17 protein-coding genes are annotated in these 23037 nt (G+C 70.8%); 8 read left to right on the top strand and 9 right to left on the bottom strand.

The genetic code is table 11. From position 1 onward, the window contains the following. Positions 1–161 precede the first annotated feature (161 nt). The 3 genes from sucD to MK786_RS14025 all read right to left on the bottom strand — a co-directional run bounded on the left by sucD (position 162) and on the right by MK786_RS14025 (position 4040). Positions 162–1064: a succinate--CoA ligase subunit alpha gene (sucD, locus tag MK786_RS14035; protein WP_241112859.1), complete on the bottom strand. Its 903-nt coding sequence runs from the start codon at positions 1062–1064 to the stop codon at positions 162–164. A 33-nt stretch (positions 1065–1097) separates the two neighbouring features. Next, positions 1098–2261, bottom strand: a complete 1164-nt coding sequence (gene sucC, locus MK786_RS14030; protein ID WP_241112858.1) for an ADP-forming succinate--CoA ligase subunit beta — start codon at positions 2259–2261, stop codon at positions 1098–1100. A 135-nt stretch (positions 2262–2396) separates the two neighbouring features. Beyond that, entirely contained in the window at positions 2397–4040 is a 1644-nt protein-coding gene (locus MK786_RS14025; protein ID WP_241112857.1) for an FAD-dependent oxidoreductase, read from the bottom strand. Between the two features lie 127 nt (positions 4041–4167). On the opposite strand from MK786_RS14025, the gene MK786_RS14020 reads away from it, so the two are divergent. The 7 genes from MK786_RS14020 (at position 4168) to MK786_RS13990 (ending at position 13595) form a co-directional block, all read left to right on the top strand. Beyond that, entirely contained in the window at positions 4168–4851 is a 684-nt protein-coding gene (locus tag MK786_RS14020; RefSeq protein WP_241112856.1) for a TetR family transcriptional regulator, read from the top strand. A gap of 84 nt (positions 4852–4935) precedes the next feature. Then, positions 4936–7659, top strand: coding sequence for a cation-translocating P-type ATPase (locus MK786_RS14015; protein WP_241112855.1), 2724 nt, complete (start codon positions 4936–4938; stop codon positions 7657–7659). Between the two features lie 107 nt (positions 7660–7766). Then, on the top strand, positions 7767–8894 hold the full coding sequence (locus MK786_RS14010; RefSeq protein WP_241112854.1) for an alcohol dehydrogenase catalytic domain-containing protein: 1128 nt from the start codon (positions 7767–7769) through the stop codon (positions 8892–8894). A 96-nt stretch (positions 8895–8990) separates the two neighbouring features. Then, positions 8991–9737 (top strand): SUMF1/EgtB/PvdO family nonheme iron enzyme, encoded by a 747-nt coding sequence (locus MK786_RS14005; RefSeq protein WP_241112853.1) that lies wholly within the window; start codon positions 8991–8993, stop codon positions 9735–9737. A 74-nt stretch (positions 9738–9811) separates the two neighbouring features. Further along, a complete protein-coding gene (locus MK786_RS14000) occupies positions 9812–11044 on the top strand; it encodes an acyl-CoA dehydrogenase family protein (protein ID WP_241112852.1) in 1233 nt (410 codons plus the stop codon). A gap of 62 nt (positions 11045–11106) precedes the next feature. Beyond that, entirely contained in the window at positions 11107–12261 is a 1155-nt protein-coding gene (locus MK786_RS13995; RefSeq protein WP_241112851.1) for an AI-2E family transporter, read from the top strand. A 287-nt stretch (positions 12262–12548) separates the two neighbouring features. Then, complete coding sequence (locus MK786_RS13990; protein ID WP_241112850.1) at positions 12549–13595, top strand: ATP-dependent DNA ligase; 1047 nt, start codon at positions 12549–12551, stop codon at positions 13593–13595. 62 nt (positions 13596–13657) lie between these two features. Here the strand turns inward: MK786_RS13990 and MK786_RS13985 are convergent, their stop codons facing one another. From MK786_RS13985 to MK786_RS13965, 5 genes are all read right to left on the bottom strand, one after another. Beyond that, positions 13658–14146, bottom strand: a complete 489-nt coding sequence (locus tag MK786_RS13985; protein ID WP_241112849.1) for a nitroreductase family deazaflavin-dependent oxidoreductase — start codon at positions 14144–14146, stop codon at positions 13658–13660. Positions 14147–14161: 15 nt separating this feature from the next. Next, entirely contained in the window at positions 14162–15193 is a 1032-nt protein-coding gene (gene ligD, locus MK786_RS13980) for a non-homologous end-joining DNA ligase (protein ID WP_241112848.1), read from the bottom strand. 652 nt (positions 15194–15845) lie between these two features. Further along, positions 15846–16895: an SseB family protein gene (locus tag MK786_RS13975; RefSeq protein WP_241112847.1), complete on the bottom strand. Its 1050-nt coding sequence runs from the start codon at positions 16893–16895 to the stop codon at positions 15846–15848. Positions 16896–16960: 65 nt separating this feature from the next. Continuing rightward, positions 16961–19111: a carboxypeptidase regulatory-like domain-containing protein gene (locus MK786_RS13970; RefSeq protein ID WP_241112846.1), complete on the bottom strand. Its 2151-nt coding sequence runs from the start codon at positions 19109–19111 to the stop codon at positions 16961–16963. 203 nt (positions 19112–19314) lie between these two features. Further along, positions 19315–19731 carry a hypothetical protein gene (locus MK786_RS13965; protein WP_241112845.1) on the bottom strand — a complete coding sequence of 139 codons (417 nt, stop codon included), beginning with the start codon at positions 19729–19731 and terminating at the stop codon, positions 19315–19317. Between the two features lie 68 nt (positions 19732–19799). Here MK786_RS13965 and MK786_RS13960 point away from each other — a divergent pair, with 68 nt between their 5' ends. Continuing rightward, entirely contained in the window at positions 19800–20408 is a 609-nt protein-coding gene (locus MK786_RS13960) for a MerR family transcriptional regulator (protein WP_241112844.1), read from the top strand. A 76-nt stretch (positions 20409–20484) separates the two neighbouring features. On the opposite strand, the gene MK786_RS13955 is transcribed toward MK786_RS13960, so the two are convergent. Next, the gene (locus tag MK786_RS13955) at positions 20485–22944 is read right to left on the bottom strand and encodes an ATP-dependent helicase (protein WP_241112843.1); all 2460 of its coding nucleotides are present in this window, start codon (positions 22942–22944) and stop codon (positions 20485–20487) included. Positions 22945–23037: the final 93 nt, after the last annotated feature.

The raw sequence follows: 23037 nt of genomic DNA, 5'->3' as shown, positions 1-23037 counted from the left end.
ACCTGCGCACGCGCCCGTCGGAATCGACCGCGCCTGCAGGAAACGACAGCGCGACGGCGAGAGCGCAGGAAGAGCTGGGAGGGGACGGATGCTTCGCCCGCCGCCACCCCCGCACGCAGGAAGGCCCCGCCGAAGCGGGGCCTTCCGGGAGTGCGTACGATCTACAGGCCCGCGATGATGCCGCGCATGAGCTCGGCGGTCTCGCTCGGGGTCTTCCCGACCTTGACGCCGGCGGCCTCGAGGGCCTCCTTCTTCGCCTGGGCGGTGCCCGCCGAGCCCGACACGATCGCGCCGGCGTGGCCCATCGTCTTGCCCTCGGGAGCGGTGAAGCCGGCGACGTATCCCACGACCGGCTTGGTGACGTTGGCCTTGATGAAATCGGCCGCGCGCTCCTCGGCGTCGCCGCCGATCTCGCCGATCATCACGATCGCCTTGGTCTCGGGGTCGGCCTCGAACGCGGCGAGCGCGTCGATGTGCGTCGTGCCGATGATCGGGTCGCCGCCGATGCCGATGGCCGTCGAGAAGCCGATCTCGCGCAGCTCGTACATCATCTGGTACGTCAGGGTGCCCGACTTCGACACGAGGCCGATCGGGCCTTTGCCGGTGATGTTGGCGGGCGTGATGCCGACGAGCGACTCCCCGGGTGTGATGATGCCGGGGCAGTTCGGCCCGATGATGCGCGTCTTGTCCCCCTTCGACTGCGCATAGGCCCACGCGGCGGCAGTGTCGCCGACGGGCACGCCCTCGGTGATCACGACGAGCAGCGGGATCTCGGCGTCGATGGCCTCGACCATGGCGTCCTTCGTGAACGCGGGCGGCACGAACGCGATCGACACGTCGGCGCCGGTCTTCTCGATCGCCTCGGCGACCGATGCGAAGACGGGGAGCTCGACGGGGTTGCCCTCGGCGTCGCGGTGGAGCACGGTCGTGCCGGCCTTGCGCGCGTTGACGCCGCCGACGACCTGGGTGCCCGCCTTCAGCATGAGCGCGGTGTGCTTGGTGCCCTCGCCGCCGGTGATGCCCTGGACGATGACCTTGGAGTCCTTGTTGAGGAAGATCGACATGTCTGTTCTTTCCTAGTTCCGGATGTCTGGGGCTCAGGCGTTGGCGAGCTCGGCGGCCTTATCGGCGCCCTCGTCCATCGTCTCGGCGAGCGTCACGAGCGGGTGGTTCGCGTCGCGCAGGATCGCGCGGCCCTCCTCGACCTTGTTGCCGTCGAGGCGCACGACCAGCGGCTTCGAGGCGCTCGAGCCCAGCTCGGCCAGCGCGCCGACGATGCCCTTGGCGACGGCGTCGCACGCCGTGATGCCGCCGAAGACGTTGACGAACACGCTCTTGACCTGCGGGTCGCCGAGGATGACGTCGAGGCCGGCTGCCATGACCTCCGCCGAGGCGCCGCCGCCGATGTCGAGGAAGTTGGCGGGCTTCACGCCGCCGTGGTTCTCACCCGCGTAGGCGACGACGTCGAGCGTCGACATCACGAGGCCCGCGCCGTTGCCGATCACGCCCACCTCGCCGTCGAGCTTGACGTAGTTGAGGTCGTTCTCCTTGGCCTTCGCCTCGAGCGGGTCGGCCGCGGCCTTGTCCTCGAGCAGCGCGTGGGCGGCGTGCCGGAAGTCGGCGTTCTCGTCGAGCGAGACCTTGCCGTCGAGGGCGATGATCTCGCCCTCCTCCGACAGGATGAGCGGGTTGACCTCGACGAGCGTCGCGTCCTCGCCCTTGTAGACGGCGTAGAGCTTGACGAAGACGTCGCTGACCATGTCGACGAGCTCGGGCGCGAAACCGGCGGCCTCGGCGATCTCGACGGCCTTCTCCTTGTCGATGCCCTGCAGCGGGTCGACGTTCACGCGGGCGAGGGCCTCGGGGCGCTCGACGGCGAGCTCCTCGATCTCCATGCCGCCTTCGACGCTCGCCAAAGACAGGTAGGAGCGGTTCGCGCGGTCGAGCAGCACCGAGAAGTAGTACTCCTTGTCGATGCGTGCGCCCTGCGCGACCATGACGCGCTTGACGACGTGGCCCTTGATGTCGAGGCCGAGGATGGCCTTCGCGGCCTCGTAGGCCTCATCGGGCGTCTTGGCGACCTTCACGCCGCCGGCCTTGCCGCGGCCGCCGGTCTTGACCTGCGCCTTGACGACGACGACTCCGCCGATCTTCTCGGCTGCGGCCCGCACCTCCTCCGGCGTATCCGCGATGATGCCGGCGAGAACCGGCACCTCGTACTTCTCGAAAAGATCACGTGCCTGGTACTCGTACAGATCCACAGTGCATTCCTTCGCAGGTGGCGAATGGGGGTGGGATGACGCGAAAAGCGTCTCGACGTCGAGATATCGACCAGTACCCCAGCCTACTACCGCGTGCCGGGCGCTCCGGACCGCAGCGACGCGCCGCCGCCGACCTCAGCGCGCGGCGGCGGCGGACGTGGGCGGGGTGCTTGGCGTCACCTCCTCCTCTTGACGCGCCTGCGGACCCGCGTGCTCTTCGGGATCCTGGTGCCCCTCCGGACCCTCACGCTCCTCGCCGCGCACGCGAGGAAGCCGGGCAAGGTCGCACACCGCCGGGCCCTCGATGCGCGTCCCGTCCGCGGCGAACCGCGACGCGTGGAGCGGGCAGTCCCACGAGCGCTCGGCGTCGTTCCACGCGAGCACCCCGCCGAGGTGGGTGCACACCGCGCTCACCGCCCGCGTCGCGCCGTCGACTGTCGAGATGCCCACCGGGTGACCGGCGCGGTTCGCCACGATCCCCTCGCCCTCGGCCGGTCGGCGCACCGGCGTCGGCACCGTCTGGGCACCGACCCAGCCGCTGGCGGCCTCCCACCCGACGCGGAGGTTCTCGACGCCGCCGCGAGCCAGATCGGCCGGGACGGTCATTCGCGTCGCGATGACCCGCATCCACTCCGGGCGGTCGCGCCACGGCACCCGCTCGATCTCGGCGGCGAGCCGCAGCGCCGCCGCCGGCCCGTTCGAGAGCCCCCACTTCGCGAAGCCCGTCGCGAAGCGGATGCGTCCGAGCCCTCGCGGCATCGCCCCGACGAACGGCATGAGGTCATGCGACTGGTAGTCCTGCGCCGACCACTGCGCGACGGGTTCGGCGCCCGGGAACTGCACGCCGGCCCAGCGGATGAGGTCGTCGATCTCGGCCTGCGGCGAGGCCGCCCGCCCGACCGGAAAGCCGTTGCCGCCGACGATCAGCTGCGCGGCGTCGGCGGGCCCGTCGGCGGGTGTGATCGACCGGACCGACTTCGTCTCGCCGTCCACCGAGAGGTACAGCCCGTCGGGCACCGGCGCGTCGATCGCGAATGCGACGCACGAGGACCGCAGCCCGCGCACCTTCGCGAAGTACAGCCCGCGGTCGGTGATCGGGGCGGCCGTGGCGAGCACGACGCGATCGGCCGATGCCGACCCCTCGTCGGTCCACACCCGCGCCCTCGGCACGACGTGCACGCGCGTGACTCGAGCGCCGGTGTGCAGCGTGCCGCCCGCCGCGAGGAAGGCGCGCGCGAGCGCGACCGCGACGCGTTGCGGATCGATCGCGACCTGGTCGTCGAGCGCCACCGCCGCCTGCATCGGCACGCCGCTGTCGGTGAGCTCGGAACCCTCGACACGACGCACCGGCAGGCCTGCCTGGGCCGCGGCATCCCGCTCCGCGTCGACGCACTCAGCGCCCTCGGGAGTCTGCGCATACGAATAGGCGGTCCGCCGCGAGTACGGCACGCCCGCACCGCCGGCGAAATCGAGCAGCCATTCGGCGCCGTCGCGGTTCGCGTCGGCATAGGCACGGACGAGGCGCGCCGGATGATGGCGGCGCAGCGACGACAGCACCGAGCCCTGCAGCAGCGAGAGCTTGCCCGTGTTCGCCCCGGTCGCGAGGTTCGCCACCTCGCCCGCCTCCAGGACGGCGACGTCGCGTCCAGCCCGCGCGAGCAGCAGGGCTGTGGTGAGCCCGGTGATGCCCCCGCCGACGACGATGACCTCGTGGTGCCGTCCCGGCTCGAACGGCGAGCCTTCGACGATGCCGGCTGCGTGCTTCCAGATCGACGCCATGCCGCCAGTCAACTCCCCGCGAGCGCGCGGCGACAGCCCGTTGACAAGGCTCCCCGGCAGGTGAGAGCGATGAGGACGGAGATTCGGATGCCGCGGCCGACGCACGTTCACTAGGCTCTCCCCCGAGATGTCCGACACCACCGCCATCCCCTCCGCCGCGCCGCAGGCCGCGGTCGTCGCCGCCGCGCTCGAGCTGTTCGCCGAGCAGGGCTTCGATCAGACCTCGGTCGAGCAGATCGCCCAAGCCGCGGGGGTGTCGCGCTCGACGTTCTTCCGCCAGTTCGGCGGCAAGGACGACGTCGTGTTCGCCGACCATGAGCTGCTGCTGGAGCGCCTGCGCGAGTTCCTGGCGGGATCGCACCCCGATCCGTGGAAGGCGGTGTGCGAGGCATCCATCCTGGTCTACGCCCACTTCGCCGCCGACCCCGAACTCGCGCGCCGGCGCTACACGGTCGTGCGCCAGGTGCCGGCGCTCCGCGAACGCGAGATCGTCACCGTCTTCCGCTACGAGCGCCTGTTCGACGAGTACCTCCGCAGCGCGCTGCCGGGGCTCGACCCGATCGACGCCGTCGGCTTCGCCGCGCTCGTCACCGCGATCCACAATCACGTGCTGCGTCAGCTGCTCCGCGGGCCCAAGCGCGTGCCCGTCTCGGTGCTGCGCCGAGCGCTCGACGATGCGCTGCGTCGGTTCGGCGTGCAGCCCGACGGGGAGGCTCGGGGTGCCGCGGCCGACGACGTCGTGGTGGCGGTCTTCCCCCGTTCCATGCCGGCGGCCGAGGTCGCGCGGCGACTGCAGGAGCGGCTCGACTGAGCCGCGGCATCCGCTCTCCGAAATCACCCGGCGAACGCGGATCTCATTCTCGCCCCGCCGAATGAGCGGCGGTATGGTCGCCACATGAGCACCGTGGAATCGTCGCCGACCGCTGCCGCCGGACCGACCCCCTGGTACACGAAAGAGCCCGACGAGGTCGTCGCCGCCCTCGGATCCGACCGCGAACGCGGGCTGACCGCGACCGAGGCGGAGCGGCGGCTCGCCGAGCACGGGCCCAATGCGATCGCGGCCGAGAAGCCGCCGTCGCTCTGGCAGGTGTCGCTGAGCCAGCTCGCCGACCCGATGAACGTGATGCTCGTCATCGTCGCGGTGATCAGCCTGCTCATCGGACAGGTCAGCGTCGGCATCGTGGTGGGCGCCCTCGTGGTGCTGAACGTGTTCCTGGGGGCGAGCCAGGAGATGAAGGCGAAGGCCTCCGTCGACGCCCTGTCGAAGATGCAGATCCCGCAGGCCCGGGTCATCCGCGACGGGAGTCTCCTGCAGATCGCCGCGACCGACATCGTGCCCGGCGACCTCGTCGCGCTCGAAGCCGGCGACATCGTGCCCGCCGACGGCCGCATCCTGCGCTCCGCGACGCTCGAGACCCAGGAAGCGGCGCTGACCGGTGAGAGCGCTCCGATCGCCAAGGACGCCGCGACCATCGGTGACCCCGATACGACGCTGGGCGACCGCGCCAACATGGCGTTCCAGAACACGCAGGTCACCCGCGGCACCGCGACCGTCGTGATCACCGACACCGGCATGACGACCCAGATGGGGCAGATCGCCTCGATGCTGTCGTCGGTGAAGCAGGCGAAGTCTCCGCTGCAGCGGGAGCTCGACTCGCTCACCGGCGTGCTCGGCTGGATCGCGTGGGGTGCCGTTGCGGTCATCGTGATCTTCGGGCTGGTGCGTCAGCAGCCGCTCGCGTCCGTCATCCTGCTCGGCATCTCCATGGCGATCTCGGCCATCCCCACCGGTATGCCCTCGTTCGTGCAGGCGATGCTCTCGTACGGATCGCGCCAGCTCGCCGAGCACCAGGCGGTCGTGAAGAACCTCACCGATGTCGAGACGCTGGGCGCGACGAGCGCGATCAACTCCGACAAGACCGGCACGCTCACGATGAACGAGATGACCGTCGAGTCGCTCTACTACGCGGGCGACTCGTTCACGGTCGGCGGGAGCGGATACGAGAAGACGGGAGACATCCGGCAGGTCGCCGGGCAGCCCGTGCCCGACTTCACGCAGCTCGCGCTCGGGCTCACCCTCTGCAGCGATGCGACGGTGTCGGACGACGGCGTCGTGATCGGCGATCCGACCGAGGCCGCCCTCGTCGTGCTCGCCGCCAAGATGGGTGCCGACGCCGAGCTCACTCGCGCGAAGTTCCCCCGCGCCGCCGAGGTGCCGTTCGACTCCGCTTACAAGTTCATGGCGACCTTCCACGAGGTGCCGCAGGAGGGCGCGACGCGACTGGTCGCGCTCGTCAAGGGCGGACCGGATGTCGTGCTCGACCGCTGCTCGACGGTGATGACCGCCAACGGCCCGGCGCCGATCGACGCGCAGCTGCAGACCGTCCTCGGCGCGAACCGGAAGCTGTCGGAGCAGGGTCTGCGCGTGCTGGCGTTCGCGGTGCGGCGGTTCGCGCCCGGTTCGCCGGTTCCGGACGACCCGATGGCCGAGGTGAAGGACCTCACTTTCGTCGGTCTGGTGGGCATCATCGATCCGCTGCGCCCCTCGTCGAAGGAGGCTGTGCGCATCGCCCACGAGGCCGGCATCGCGGTGCGGATGATCACCGGCGACCACGCGATCACGGCCGCCGCCATCGGCGCGAAACTCGGGCTCGGCCCCGGAGCCGCGAGCGGCGCCGACATCCAGGCGATGAGCGACGATGAGCTGAAGGCCGCTCTGCCGAACCTGCACGTGTTCGGCCGCGTGACCCCCGAGGACAAGCTCCGTCTCGCGCGCCTGATGCAGGAGGACGGCGCCGTCGTCGCGATGACCGGTGACGCCGTGAACGACGCCGCCGCCCTCAAGCAGGCCGACATCGGCGTGGCGATGGGGTCGGGCAGCGAGGTGACGAAGCAGGCCGGGAAGATGATCCTGGTCGATGACAACTTCGGCACGCTGGTCACCGCGGTCCGGCTGGGGCGCGGGATCTACGAGAAGATCGTCAGCTACGTCCGCTACCAGATGTCGCAGCTGTTCTCCCTGGTGCTGCTGTTCCTGGTGGCGAGTGTCTTCGACATCAACAGCGGCGTGCCGCTCACGCCCATCATGATCCTGTTCCTGAACTTCTTCATCTCGATCTTCCCGGTCATCGTGATCCTCCTCGACCCGGTGCCGGACGGCATCATGCTCAAGCCGCCGCGGGATCCGAAGAAGACGATCGCCAACGCCGGTGCCGTCACGCTGTGGTTCGTCTACGGCGGCGTGCTCTTCCTCATGACGCTGATCCCGCTGCTGCTGTTCTCCGGCCAGGCGAGCCCGTCCGAGCCGAATGTCCCTGTGACGATGACGTTCGTCGTCGCTGCGTTCGGTGCGGTCCTGGGTGGACTGGCGATGCGACGCGATCCCGAGTCCGGCCTGTCGGCGCCGATCCTCGCCGCGATCAAGTGGCTCGCGATCCCGCTGGCGATCACCGTCGCGGCGGTCGAGATCGGCTTCCTCCAGCGGCTCGTGGGCACGGTGTCGCTCAACGGGAGCGAGTGGCTCATCTGCATCGGGCTGTCCCTCGTCGTGCCGCTGTTCGTCGAGGTCGAGAAGTGGATCCGCCGCGGTCGCACCGCGCGGAGGACCGTCGCCGCCTGAGGCCGCCGATCGGCCGCGGCTCGATTCGCGGGACGACCGTGCACGGCCTATCGTGCGAGGGAGAGCTGCGCGTGCCGCACCGGCGCGGCCGACGACGAGGAGGTCGCATGCAGATCATCGGAGCCGTGCTCGAACGCTCCGGCGCCGTGACGCCCTTCGCCCGCTCGCGGCCCTTCACCGTCGGCCCTCTCGAGCTGGACCCGCCCGGTGCCGGCGAGCTGCTCGTCCGCATCGAGGCTGCGGGCGTCTGCCACTCCGACCTCAGCGTGGTCGACGGCAACCGCGTGCGTCCGACGCCCATGCTCCTCGGCCACGAGGCGGCGGGCATCGTCGAAGAGATCGGCGAGGGGATCGCGGATGTCGCGCGCGGCGACCGTGTCGTGATGACCTTCCTCCCCCGCTGCGGCGAATGCGACGGCTGCCGTACCGAGGGGCGTCTGCCCTGCACACCGGGAACGGCGGCCAACAACGCCGGCACGCTCGTGGGCGGCGGCATCCGTCTTCATCGCACAGGCACCGACGGCGCAGACCAGGACGTGCACCACCACCTCGGCGTCTCGGCGTTCGCGACCCACGCCGTCGTGAACCGCACGTCGGTGGTGAAGGTCGACCCCGACGTGCCTGCCGCGGTCGCCGCGCTGCTCGGCTGCGCGGTGCTGACCGGCGGCGGCGCCGTGCTCAACGCAGGCCGCCCGGCGCCAGGCGAGCGCGTCATCGTCGTCGGGCTGGGCGGCGTGGGCATGGCCGCGCTGCTCGTGGCCGTCGCGCTGGGCCACGAGGTCATCGGCGTCGATGCCGTCGACGCGAAGCTCGGCCTCGCCCGCGGTCTCGGCGCCGTCGGCGCAATGAGCCCGGCCGAAGCGGTGGAGCGCGGGATCCGGGCCCCCGTCGTCGTCGAGGCGGCGGGCGCCGCACGCGCCTTCGAGACCGCGGTCGCCCTCACCGCCCCGGGCGGCACCACCGTGACGGTCGGCCTTCCCGCCCCCGACGCCCGCGCGAGCGTGTCGCCGCTGGTGCTGACGGCGGAGGCCCGCACGATCGTCGGGAGCTACCTCGGATCGGCGGTGCCCAGCCGGGACATCCCTCGCTACATCGAGCTGTGGCGCGCCGGCCGCCTGCCGCTCGAACGGCTCGTGTCATCGCGCATCCACCTCGGCGACCTCGACGAGGCGATGGACCGCCTCGCCGGGGGCGGTGAGCTGCGCCAGCTGATCACGCTCGACCCGCCGTCCTGATCACCCGAACTCGCGCGGGCGCCGGCGTCGCCGCGGTCCTAGGCTCGGGAGCGTGAACAGCCCGGGACACCGCACCCTCCACACGGAGGCGGTGTCGTGACCGACCTCGAGCTCGCCCGCATCGCCGGCGGCTCGGTGACCCTGCACGACGCGCGGACCAGGACGCGGCGCACGGTCGCACTCGAGCCCTTCGAGATCGGCGTCTACCCGGTCACGCAGGAGCAGCTCGCCGAGATCGTCGGAGAGGCCCTGGCTCGTCATCCCCGCCGTCCCGCGGTCGACGTGAGCTGGCTGCGCGCCATCCGCTTCTGCAACGCCGCGTCGGAGTGGGAGGGCCTCGACCCGGCGTACTCCTTCGACGGCGAGGACGTCACGTGGCACGTCGACTCCGACGGCTACCGGCTGCCGACCGAGGCGGAGTGGGAGTTCGCATGCCGCGCAGGCTCGACGGGCGCCCACTACGGACCACTCGCCGAGGTCGCCTGGACCAGCGTCGACGGGGTCACCGCCCCTCAGGACGTCGGCGGCAAGCTCCCCAACCTCAACGGGCTCTTCGACACCCTCGGCAACGTGTGGGAGTGGTGCTGGGATCTGCTCGATTCCGCCCGCTACGACGCCTACCGCGTGTTCCGCGGCGGCGGGTTCGCTGACGACGCCTGGAGCGTGCGCGCCTCGACGCGGCGCGGCGGTGCACCCCGCATGCACCACGACGACGTAGGGATGCGCATCGCACGGGGCGGCTTCGACGGACGGGATGCCGCGCAGGGCTGGTCCGCGGCGGCCGATGTCGAGCGAGCCGCGATCGACGGCCCGCTCCCGTCCGGCTGGACGCCTCGGCGCTGACGGACTGAGGAGGATGTGGTGTGAGACTGAGTACTATGTGACTTGACATTCAGTTTCACCAAGAGGAGTCCGTCGTGACCGAGTTCCAGCCCCGTCCCGGCCAGAGCGCCGCCGGCTACGACGTCACGCGGCGCCTCGGCACCGACTACTACCAGGTGTTCGCCGACATCCCCGCCGAGGACCGCGCGGTGTGGGAGCGCGCGCAGGCCTACGTCGACGAGGTCGGCACCCGTATGCAGGACGCGTGGGATGCCGCGGACTACCCCCTCGACATCGCGATGCGCCTCGGGGAACTCGACCTCCTGAACGACGGCATCGTGCACCCGGAGCTCACCCGCTTCTCGCCGCTGGCGGCCGGACTGGTCAACATGGAGGTGTCGCGCGGGGACGGCTCGCTCGGCACCGTGATCGCCGTCCAGGGCGGCCTCGCGCTGCGCACGCTCGCGCTGTTCGGCAGCCCCGAGCAGCAGGATCGCTGGCTGAAGCCTGTCGCACGCGGTGAGGTTCCCGCCTCCTTCGCACTCACCGAGCCCGACCACGGCTCGGACTCCGTGTCGCTCGAGACCGTCGCCCGCCGCGACGGCGACGAGTGGGTGATCGACGGCGCCAAGAAGTGGATCGGCAACGGCGCATCCGGCGGCATCACGTTCGTGTGGGCGCGCGTCGACGACCCCGACGCGTCCGAGCACGGCGCCGTCCGCTGCTTCCTCGTGGAGCAGGAGACCGCCGGGTACACCGGCACCGTGATCGGCGGCAAGGCGTCGCTGCGCGGCATCCATCAGGCCCTCATCACTCTGGACGGGGTTCGCGTCCCCCTCGACGCGGCGCTGCCGGGCACGAAGAGCTTCAAGGATGCCTCGACCGTGCTGTACTCCACGCGCTCGGGCGTCGCATGGTCGGCGCTCGGTCACGCGACCGCCTGCTACGAGGCGGCGCTGTCGTATGCCCAGCAGCGGATGCAGTTCGGCAAACCGCTGGCGAAGTTCCAGATGGTCCAGGAACGCCTCGCGCAGATGCTCGAGGAGCTGACCGCGATGCAGCTGTACTGCCGGCACCTCGCCGACCTCGAGGCATCCGGCGGACTGCGACCGACGCAGGCCTCCCTCGCGAAGTACCACAACACGCGTGCGGCGCGACGGATCGCGGCGACGGCGCGCGACCTGCTCGGCGGCAACGGGATCCTGCTCGAGAACGGGGTGATGCAGCACATGACCGACATCGAGGCCATCCACACCTACGAGGGCACCGAGAGCGTTCAGGCCCTGCTGATCGGGCGCGACATCACCGGTATGAGCGCGTTCGCCTAGCAAACACCGCCTCTCCCGGCAAGGCGCCCGAGCGGCGCGGCCGGCGCCCTTAGCCTCGGCGCATGGGCTTCTTCCGCAGCACTCCGCAGACCGTGCGCCTGGAATCTCACGACGCCGAGCTGAGGGCTACGCGCGCGCCGTGGAGCCTGTGGGCCGACGGGTTCGGCAAGCTCGCGATCCGCGCACTGCAGATCATCCTCGTCGTGGCGGTGGCCGCGGGGGTCGTCTTCGTGATCCAGTCGCTCACGCTCGTGACGATCCCGCTGGTGATCGCGCTCATCCTCGCATGCGCGTTCAACCCCGTGATGAGCTGGATGCGGCGCCGCGGTCTCCCGTCGATTCTGGCCACCCTCCTGACGCTCCTCGCGATCGTCATCATCCTCGGGCTCCTCGGCTGGCTCATCGTGTGGGCGGTGCGCGACCAGTGGGACGAGCTCTACACACAGGCGCAAGCCGGTTTCGACGACCTGCTCGCGTGGCTGCAGACACTGCCGTTCGACTTCCTGCAGCCCGAGCAGGTCGACGAGTGGGTCGCGACGCTCACCGACTTCGTCACCAGCGCGCAGTTCGGCTCGGGCGCACTCGCGGGCGTCGGCGCGGTCGCCAACTTCGTCACCGGCCTCGTGCTCATGGTGACGATCCTGTTCTTCTTCCTGAAGGACGGACCACAGATGTGGGAGTTCCTGCTGCGGCCGTTCCGCGGCGAGAACTACGTGCGCGCGCGCCGCATCGGCGATAAGACCACCACGGTGCTCGGCTCGTACGTGCGCGGCACCGCCACGGTCGCGGCGGTCGATGCGATCGGCATCCTGATCGGCCTCCTGATCCTCCAGGTTCCTCTCGCCATACCGCTCGCGGTGCTCGTGTTCCTCCTCGCGTTCATCCCGATCGTCGGTGCGACGGTGGCGGGCATCCTGGCCGCCCTCGTCGCGCTCGTCGCCAACGGGTGGGTCAATGCGCTCTTCGTCGTCGGCGTGGTGGTGCTCGTCAACCAGCTCGAGGGGAACTTCCTGCAGCCGTTCCTCATGGGCCGGTCGATGAAGCTGCACGCATTCGTCATCCTCGTGGCGCTGACCGTCGGCGCGGTGCTCGGCGGCATCGTGGGCGCCGTGCTCGCCGTGCCCATCGCCGCGGCGGCGTGGGGCGTCATCCAGGTCTGGGACGGACCCGGCCTCCCCGCCCGCTGGGCCCGGCCGAAGCTTCCGATCGAGGCCTGATCCGGAGTTCCGGGCGGCGTCTTGGACCCGGCTCGGCGTGCGGGCGTGCCGGCGTCCGGCGTGTGGGTGTGTCGGCGTCGAGCGTGTGGGTGTGCCGGCGTCGAGCGTGTGGGTGTGCCGGCGTCGGGCGTGTGGGTGTGCCGGCGTCGGGCGACTCGCCGGAGCTCTGCGACTGCGGCGATCGGTGCGAAGATCGGCGCGTCGAACCGAGCGGAGGCGGCGGCGCTGTTCGCGGCATCCGGCACCTGAGCCTGTCCGGCGTCCGACGTGCACGGCAGGATGGGCTCATGCCGTACGACATCCCCGCGCCGATGCTGGCGAAGTCCGTGCCCGCCGTGCCCGACCCTGCCAAGACGCCGGGCGGGCTGAGCTTCGAACCGAAATGGGACGGCTTCCGCGCGCTGGTGTCGTGGGACGGCGAGAACGTCGAGATCGGCTCGCGCGGGGCGAAGCCGCTGACGCGGTACTTCCCCGAACTCGTCGAGGCTTTCGCGCGCCTCCTCCCCGAGCCGTGCCTCGTCGACGGCGAGATCGTCGTGCCCAAGGGCGAGCCCGGGACGCAGCGGCTCGACTGGGAGTCGCTGACCCAGCGCATCCACCCCGCGGCTTCCCGCGTGAACATGCTGGCCGAGACGACGCCGGCGATGTTCATCGCGTTCGACCTGCTCGCGCGCGGGGATCGGGATCTCCAGCCCGAGCCGTTCGAGGTGCGGCGTGCCGAGCTCGTCGACCTGCTCGGCGGTGTGCCGCACCCCGTGCACGTGACCCGCACGACCGACGATCCCGCTCTCGCCGCGCACTGGCTGGCCGAGTTCGAGGGCGCCGGGCTCGACGGGGTCGTGGCCAAGCCGCTCGCCCAGCCCTACGCACCCAACAAGCGCACGATGTTCAAGATCAAGCACGCGCGAACGGCCGACGTCGTCGCGCTGGGGTACCGCATCCACAAGTCGGGTGCCGGCGTGGGGTCGCTGCTCGTCGGACTGTACGGCGACGACGGCACGCTCTACCCCGTCGGCGGCGTCGCCGCCTGGAGCAACGCCCGCCGACTCGAGCTGATCGACGAGCTGGCTCCGCTCGTCGAGCGCGACGAGAGCGGCGCCGCCGTGAAGGGCGAGGGCGAGAAGTCGCGCTTCTCCGCGCCCGATCGCGACTCGTCGTTCGTGCACCTGCGCCCCGAGCGGGTCCTCGAGGTGCGCTACGACCAGCTCGAGGGCTGGCGCTTCCGTCACACCGTGCAGTTCGAGCGCTGGCGCCCGGACCGTGATCCCGAGTCGTGCACGTACGACCAGCTCGAGTCCGTGTCGGCCTACGACCTCGGCGACGTCCTCGACTGACGCGCGCGTCGAGCGAGTGGGGTGAGACGAACCGCCTCTGACCGGCGGAGGAAGCCGTACCCTCAGTCGGCCTCGATCCCCGTCCCGCCGCTCGGCGGCCCGAACTCCACGACGGGGATGTCAGGCTCGCCGCCCTGCAGCGCCTCCATCGCCGCCCGCAGATGACTCCAGGCTTCGGGATGCGCGGCGGCGTACGCCGCGAGCACGGTCGCCGACGCCGCCGGGTCGAGCAGACGCGGCTGCGCCCGCACCCGCCGGTACCGCCCGACGCTGAGGAAGGCCACGCCGTTCGCCGCGAGGTTGCGATACCACTGCGACTTACGGCCGAAGCCACTCGCGACCCGCACAGCGTTGCGTTCCATCCCGATGACCTCGACCACGACGAAGCGACGCTCACCGGACGTGCGCCCGCGGTGCTCGATCATCACCAGCCGATCGCCGAAGATCCACCCGAGACTCGCACGGTAGAGCGGGATCGGCAGACGCATGAGCCAGCGCACGCGCAACAGCCGGGCCATCAGGCGGTCGACCACACGCGGTTCTGACGTCATCGCGGCGCCCCGTCGTCAGTCCCAGTTCCCGGGGTTCTTGCGGCTGGGCTGCACCCGTGGCGGCTCCCCGGGCATCTTCGGGAAGTCCGGCGGGAACGGAAGCTCGCCGAGCCCGTCGTCGAGGTCGCGCTGCCACCACGCGAGAAGCGTGTCGATGCGGCCCGGCTCCGCCAGCAGGTCGGCCCACGGGTCGCCGACCTCGGCCAGGCGCCCGGGCACCGAGCGCACCGTGAACGACGACGGGTCGACCCCCGCCTCCAGTTCGTCCCACGTCACCGGCGTGGACACCGTCGCCGCGGGCAGGGCGCGCGGACTGTAGGCGCCCGCCATCGTGCGGTCGCGGTTCGCCTGGTTGAAGTCGATGAAGATGCGTTCGCCGCGCTCTTCCTTCCACCAGTTCATCGTGACCTTGTCGGGCATGCGCCGCTCCAGTTCGCGCCCGGCCGCGATCACCGCGTGCCGCACTTCGAGGAATTCCCACTCCGGCGCGATGGGACAGAAGACGTGGATGCCGCGATTGCCGCTCGTCTTGAGGAACGGCGTGAGCCCCGCCTCGATCAGCACCTCGCGCAGCGCGGGAGCGACGGCCGCGGCATCCGCGAAATCCGTTCCCGGCTGAGGGTCGAGGTCGATCCGCAGCTCGACGGGGTTGTCTGTGTTGGCCGTCAGCGACGCCCACGGGTGGAAGACGATCGTGTTCATCTGCACCGCCCAGACAGCCGCCGCGATCTCGGTCAGGATGAGCTGCGGATGCCGCCGCCCGCTGTTGTATGTGACGGTCTGCGCCTCGACGAACGCGGGTGCGCCCTTGGGCGGGTTCTTCGAGTAGAACTTCTCGCCCCCGACGCCCTCGGGGAACCGTTCGAGCGAGACCGGCCGGTCGCCGTTCGCGGCGAGGAACGGCTGCGCGACCGCGAGCAGGTACTCGGCCAGCTCGTGCTTGGTGATGCCGAGCTCGGGCCAGATCACGCGGTTCGGGCTGGACAGCCCCACCTCGCGGTCGCCCTCGGGCCCGGGAATGGTCAGGGTGATGCGCTCCGACGCCATGCCTCGACCCTAGGCGCGGGGCGCGACATCCCGCACCCCTCCTCGGGATCCGGCGCCCTCGGGCCGCAGAACCTCGTGCGCAGAATCGGAGATCATCCGCGACACGCCGGGGACGGATGCCGCGCCCCGGCGCGCCGCCGAAGATCTCCGCCGCTACGACACGCGGTGCCGTCCGGCCGCGCGTGCGACGCAGGCGCCACCGACCGGACGCCGCGCCAACACCCCCGTCGTGCGCAACATCGGAGATCATCCCGCGACACGCCGGGGACGGATGCCACGACCCGGCGCGCCGCCGAAGATCTCCGCCGCTACGACACGCGGTGCCGTCCGGCCGCGCGTGCGACGCAGGCGCCACCGACCGGACGCCGCGCCAACACCCCCGTCGTGCGCAACATCGGAGACCGTCCACGACACGCCGGGGACGGATGCCACGACCCGGCGCGGCGCCGAAGATCTCCGCCGCTACGACACGCGGTGCCGGGCGGCCGCGCGACGCAGGCGTCACCGACCGGACGCCGCGCCAATACCCCCTTCGTGCGCAACATCGGAGACCGTCCACGACACGCCGGGGACGGATGCCACGACCCGGCGTGCCGTCGGCGATCTCCGCCGCCACGACAGGCGGTGCCGGGCCGCGGCGCGTGCCGGTGCGTCAGGCTGCGGTGGCGAAGACCGGTGCGAGCTCGTCGCGCGACAGGCGGATCCAGGGGCCGGCCGGGTCGACGATCACTCCCGCGAGTCCCTCGTCGCCGAGCGCGGCTGCGAGCTGGGCGGCGGTCACGGGCGCGGCCTGGTCGCCGCGGCCCATGACGGCCACCTCGACCGGGTGCGAGTACACCTCGAGGTAGCGGGAGCCGTCCTCGGCACGCCCCTCCGCGATGCCGGGACGACCGTCGTCGAGCTTGCCCACGGCCACCCACAGCGGGGCCTCGGCGAGCGCCTGCGCCACGGCGGCGGCCGTCTCGGGGGTGCGTTCGGCTGCGAGGAGCGTCTTGATCGCGAGCTTCTCGTCGACCTTCTCGAGGAGCTTCTTGAGCAGGTCCTTCGGCAGCACGACCCGCGCGGGCGCCGAGGACTGGTCGAGGACGAGACCCTCGTAGGGTCCGGCGAGCACATGCTTGATGACCGACAGCACCGGCTGCCCGAGCGCCGAGGTGTCGGCGTCACCGTCGGCGCGCACGCTCGCCTGCAGCGCGGCGCCGCTCGAGTACGCCAGCGCGAAGGCGCGATCGCCCACCTTCACCATCGCGAGCGGGAGTTCCTTGCCCTCGGCGAGCAGGGCGCGGGCGTCGCCCTTGATGCGCAGGAAGAGGTGCCCCTGCAGGCACTGCCGCGCCACGTCGAGAAGCGCCTGCGGCGCCGTCCCGTCGGCGAGCCGGGCGAGCGCCTCCCGCACGAGCACGTTGTCCTGGAGCCCGGGGACGGTCTCGGTCGCGCGGGGCGCGACCTTGGTGGCCGCGCGCCCGGTCTTGCGGGGCTGCAGCTGGGGCTTGGCCGGCGGAGGCGCCGAAGCGCCGAGTCCGCCGTAGGAGGACACCGAGATGGACACGGATGCCGCGGCCGCCGCGTCGTCGGCCTCGGACGTCGCGTCGGGGGCATCGATGCTCGCCCCGGCGACCGCACTGTCGACCGCCTCTTCGGGCGCGGCGTCGTCAGCCGGCGTTTCGGAGGAGTCTTTGGAGCGGCGCGAGAACAGAGCCATGGTCCGAGCCTAACCCGGGCAGGAGAACGCCGACCTGGGCTGTCCCCAGGCCGGCGCACCCACGCTCAGCGCAGCGAGGCGCGGTAACCCCATACCCGCGCGGCCGCCTCGGTGGCGAAGCACTCCTCGGGGTCGGTCACGGCGTAGTACTGACCGCCCGGGACGTGGTAGATCCAGTCGCTCGTGTGACGGGTCGTCTGATTGCCCTTGACCGGGTATCCCGACGGGCAGTTGTCCCTGCTCGCGGGGCGGGCCTTACCGGACGACACCGCGCCGGTCGTCGCACTGCTGCGCGAAAGCGTCTGGTACCCGCTCCGGCTCCCCACCACGACCACCTTGACGGACTTGGCGATGTGCGCCTTCGACAGGGTGAATGTCGACCTCGACCCGCTCGCCGCCAGCGCGCCGCCGACGTACCACTTGTACGTGAAGCCCGTAGCCGACCAGGTGCCGTTCCGCGCGGTGAGGGTCGACCCTGCGATCAGGCTGCCACCGATCGTGGGGGCGCTCGTGACGGCGATGCGCACCGTCTTCGAGGAGGTGCGGGCGACCGTCGACCAGCCCGACTTCCGACCGGTGACGATGACGGTGATCTGCTTGTCCTTCTGGTAGCTGCTGAGGGCGAGGGTAGAGCGGGTCGCGCCCGAGATCGGCGCACCGTCGGCGAACCACTGGTACGCGAAGCTCGTGCCCGTCGTCCATGTATTGGGCTTGGCGGTCAGGGTCGAGCCCACCATGTACACCCCGGAGATGCTCGGCGTGGCCACTGTTGCGACCCGCGCGGTGGCGGCCGAGGCAGCCGTCACGGTCGCGAAGCCGGACTGCTTGCCGGTGACCTTCACAGTGAGGCGCTTGTCCCGCTGGGTCGACGTCGGGCGGAACGTGTAGCCGGTCGCGCCGCTGATCGCCGCGCCATCGGCGTACCACTGGTAGGTGATCGTGGTCCCCGCCGTCCACGAGCCGCGGTGGGCCGTGAGGGCGAGCCCGACCGCAGCTGTGCCGGTGATCTTCGGGACGGAGAAGCCCGTGACCTTCGGCGTCGCCGCCGCCTTCTTCGTCACGGTCGCATAGCCGGCTTTCGTGCCGGTCACGGTGACCGAGATGCGCTTGGCGACGTGGGTGGCCTTCGGCACGAAGGTGGACTTCGTCGCCGCGGTGATGGGTGCATCGTCGGCGTACCACTGGTACGCGAACCCCGTGGAGGCGGTCCACGCGCCCGGCGTCACAGTCAGCGTGTTGCCGGTCGCGGCGGTTCCGGTGATCTTCGGTGTCGCGACGGTCGCGACCTTCGGGGTGGCTGCAGACACCTTTCGCAGGTCGGCGTACCCGGGCAGCGATCCGGTCACGGCAACCTTGATGGCCTTGTCCTTGAGCGCGCTCGTCAGGACGAGCTTCGCGCTCGTCGCCCCGACGATCGCGGTGCTGTTGGCGAACCACTGGTACGACAGCACGGTGCCCGCAGTCCAGGTTCCGGCCACGGCGGTCAGCGTGAAGCCGACGCCCGCCGTTCCCGAGATGCTGGGCACCTGGTACACCAGCGCACCTGGGGCGACCCGTGCCGTCTCCTGCGACGGCAGCGTGGTCGGAGCGAAGCCGTCCATCGCGCCCGTCACGTCGATGCGAACGGTCTTGCCGAGCGTGTCCGCAGTGAGCGCGAAGGCCGGGTCGGTGGCGCCTGCGACGGCAAGGCCATCCACGAACCACTGGTAGGAGAGGGTGGCCCCCTCGGTCCATGCGCCGGGCTCGGCCGACAGGGTCGAGCCGACGGCGACGGCGCCGATGATCTGCGGCACCGTGCCGGCGATCATGGGGCCTGCACTGAGCGACGCGCTCGCTTCGTGGGCGCCGCCGTCGACGACGGTGATGACGGATGCCTCGGCTTCGCTGGCCGCGTCATCCCACCACTCGTCGAGAAATGTCGGCCCGGCAGCGTCGAAGTGGACCTTGTACTCGCCCGGCGCCAGATCCGAGACGGTGTACGCGCCCGCCGAGTCCGTCGATGCGACGACGGCGGCGGAGCCATCGGTGGGGACGACGGAGACGGCGACGTCCGCCAGGGCGCCGCCCACCGCATCCGTCACCGATCCGCTGATCGAACCGGCCTGGAGCTCGAGAGCGGACGCGGAGGTCGCCGTGACCCCGCCACCGACGATCAATGCCGCGGCGACAAGTGTGCTGAGCGCGCGCGCTGGAGCACGGCCAGGAAGCAGAGACATTCGGCTCCTCGGAGGATCGCGTGGGTCTTGCACGGCCCCCGCCGTCCACGCCGATCCCATTCTGGCCGCGCTGACCACGCCCGGAGGGCAGTTGGGGCCCGCTGGGTGAAAGCTGGGCCGATCCAGAGCTTCGCGGCCCGCCGAGCCTGGGCGCGGCGCGAGAAACGCCGACCTGGGCTGTCCCCCGGGCCGGCGTCCAACCCTCAGCCGAGAGCGGCCACTCCCGCGACGATCACCGCGACGCCGACGACGAGCAGCGATGCCGCCAGCACCACCACGCCCACCCACAGCAGTGCGATCGCCCGGCCGGGGCGCTCGGGCTCGCGACCCAGGACCGAGAGGAAGAAACCCGCCGGAATGAGGATCGCTCCGGCGAGCACCCCCACCCCCGCCCACTGCCACCCGGGCGCGGCACCTGACGCCGACAGCAGCAGGATGCACACCAGACCCAGGATGACGAGCACGCCGGCGTGCGCGTGGCCCGCCCGGAAGAACGTCTTCTGCAGCCCGTTGAAGGGCAGGCCGCCGGTCGCGATGCGCAACAGGAAGGTGCCGCCAGACATGACTCCGATGACTGTGAGGATCGTCGCGCCTGTGACGACGGTGATGATCGGGTCCACTCCGACCTCCTTGGATAGTTCGACTGTCCAATATTAGATAGCTATAGTATCCATCACAAGGGGGCGATGTGAGGATCTCGGAACTGGCGGAGCGCAGCGGGGTGCCCGTCGCGACGGTGAAGTACTACATCCGCGAAGGGATGCTGCCTCGCGGCGTCGTGACGTCGGCCACCCGTGCCGAGTACGACGACGACCACCTCGCCCGGCTGAAGCTCATCGCAGCACTGGCGGACGTGCGCGGCCTCCCCCTCGCCCGCGTGCGCGACATCCTCGCCCTCGTCGACGAGCCCGGCCTCGACGCCCTGACCACCCTCGGGCGAGCCGTGGGTGCGCTGCCTCCCTACGTCGACGCCGACCGCGTGAACTATCCGCGTGCCCGCGCGGCGATCGACGACCTCGGCTTCACGTACGACGCGGACTTCACCGCGGTGGCCCAGCTGGAGGAGGCCCTCGGCGCGCTCGAGGCTGCCGGCCTCGCCGCCGACGCCGAGACGCTGCGGAGGTACGGCGGCGCCATGCGCTCGGTCGCCGCAGAGGAGATCGCGCCCATGTCCGCCATGAGCCTGGATGAGGCCGTGCCCTACGCCGTGCTGGGCACCGCGCTGTATGAGCCGGTGATGCTCGCGCTACGGCGCCTCGCCCACCACCACCTGCTCGCGACCCGCACCGAGCCTTGAGCGCGCGGCGCGCGGGCGGGCGGGCGCGCGGCTCGCGCGCCCGTGGGCGCTCGAGCCGGCGATCGACGGTTCGTCGCTACAGCTTCTCGATCGGCGCGATCTTGATCAGCAGCTTCTTGGGACCGACCTTGTCGAACCGCACATGTGCGACGCGCTTCGCGCCGTCACCGGTGACAGCGTCGACGCGGCCCTCGCCGAAGTCGTCGTGACGGATGCGGTCGCCCGGGGCGAGCTGCATGTCGCCGTTGTCGCGCACCTTCGCCGGAATGCGGTTCGCGAAGCGCTCGAGGTTGCCGGAGGGCTCGCGCTTGGCGAGCGGCACGAGGTCGTCGCCGTAGCGCTTGCCCGAGCCGCCGTAGCCCGACCCAGATCCGCGCCGCGCGTTGAGCGCGCGCGACTGCGTGCCGCCGCGCGAGTTCACGTCGCCCGGCGACTGGCGCCAGGTGAGCAGCTCGGCCGGGATCTCCTGCAGGAACCGGCTCGGCATCGCCACCGTCACCTCGCCGAACTGCGCGCGGGTCATCGCGAGCGACACGTACAGCCGCTTACGGGCGCGCGTGATGCCGACGTAGAACAGCCGGCGCTCCTCCTGGGGACCGCCGGGCTCGCCCGCTGAGATCCGGTGCGGGATCAGGTCCTCCTCGACACCGGTGACGAACACCGCGTCGTACTCGAGGCCCTTCGCAGTGTGCAGCGTCATGAGCGACACCGAGCCCGAGGCATCCTCCAGATCATCCGCGTCGGAGACCAGCGCGACCTCCGCGAGGAAGTCGATCACCGTGCCCTCGGGGTTGTTGCGCGCGAACTCGCGCGCCACGGCGACGAGCTCGTCGAGGTTCTCGATGCGCGCCTCGTCCTGCGCGTCCTTGCTCGCCCGCAGCGCATCGTAGTAGCCGCTCTTGTTCAGCAGCAGCTGCAGTCCCTCGGCGACCGCGGTCGGGGGTGCCAGCTCGCCGCTCGCGGGGAGCATGAGGGCGGATGCCTCGGCCAGAACGGCATCGAGATGCGCGATCGCCGCCTGGATCTTGGGCCCCACGCCGAGCGCCGACGAGTTTGCGAGCGCGTCGCGGAAGGTGATCTGCTCCTCCTGCGCGTAGCGCGAGATCGCCTCGATGGTGACGTCGCCGATGCCCCGGCGCGGCCGGTTGATGATGCGGCGCATAGCCATCTCGTCGGCGGGATTCGACACCGCCACGAGGTACGCCAGGGCGTCCTTGATCTCGGCGCGCTCATAGAACTTCGTTCCGCCCATGATCTTGTAGGGCACGGCCGAGCGGATGAAGATCTCTTCCAGCGCACGCGACTGCGAGTTCGTGCGGTAGAAGACGGCCATCTGCGAGTAGTCGATGCCGGCCTTGCGCAGCACCTCGATCTCGTCGGCGACGAATTGCGCCTCGTCGTGCTGCGAGTAGCCGGTGAACCCGACGATCTGCTCGCCGGCGCCGACGTCGGTCCAGAGCTTCTTGTCTTTGCGGTCGAAGTTGTTGCTGATGACAGCGTTCGCCGCCGACAGGATGTTCTGGGTCGAGCGGTAGTTCTGCTCGAGCAGCACGACCTTCGCGCCGGGGTAGTCGCGCTCGAACTCGCTGATGTTGCGGATGTCGGCGCCGCGGAACGCGTAGATCGACTGGTCGGAGTCGCCGACCACGGTGAGCGAGGCGCCGGCCTTGTCGGGGTCGTCGGCCGGGTCGGGCTCGAAGATCATCATGCCGCCGGAGGACGCGATGGGCCCGGCATCCGATCCGATCGGCCGCGTCAGTTCGTGGATCAGCGCGTACTGGGCGTGGTTGGTGTCTTGATACTCGTCGACCAGGATGTGCCGGAACCGGCGGCGGTACACGTCGGCGACGTGCGGGAAGGCGCGGAAGAGGAACACCGTCTGCGCGATGAGGTCGTCGAAGTCGAACGCGTTCGCCCGCTGCAGCTCCCGCTGGTAGGCGGCGAACAGCTCGACGAACACCCGCTCGGCCGGATCACTCATATTGGCCGATCGAGCGTAGGACTCGGCATCCGCCAACTCGTTCTTGAGCTTGGAGATCTTGCTCTGCGTGGCCGCAGGGGTGAGTCCGAACGCGTCGGCCTCGTGCTCCTTGACGAGCCGCTTGATGAGAGCGCGCGAGTCGCCCGAGTCGTAGATCGTGAACGCCTTCGTGAAGCCGAACTGCTCGGCCTCGCGGCGGAGGATGCGCACGCAGGCGGAGTGGAACGTCGAGATCCACATGCCGCGTGCGGTCTCGCCCACCAGCTGCTCGACGCGCTCGCGCATCTCGCCTGCGGCCTTGTTGGTGAACGTGATCGCGAGGATCTGGCTCGGCCACGCCTCGCGTCCGCGCAGCAGCGACGCGATGCGACGCGTCAGGACGCTCGTCTTGCCGGAGCCGGCGCCCGCGACGATGAGCAGCGCCTGGCCGCGGTAGGTGACGGCCTCGCGCTGCTGCGGGTTGAGCCCGGCGAGAAGGTCTTCGTCGGGGCGTGCGCCGGCCTGCTGAGGCCCGCGGTCTCCGCCGACGATGAGAGGAAAGGGGGCGTCGGTCATGGCCCGACAAGTCTAGGCGCGCACGGCGACACCCGCCCCCGCTTCTCCCCCAGCCTCGCACCCGAGGTCGGGTTGCCGGCCGTGGCGGGCAGC

It is taken from the genome of Microbacterium sp. CFH 31415, from assembly GCF_022538185.1.
In the GTDB taxonomy this organism is placed as follows: domain Bacteria; phylum Actinomycetota; class Actinomycetes; order Actinomycetales; family Microbacteriaceae; genus Microbacterium.
The sequence above is the reverse complement of the archived record's forward strand: the minus strand, read 5'-3'. Positions and strand labels throughout refer to the sequence as shown.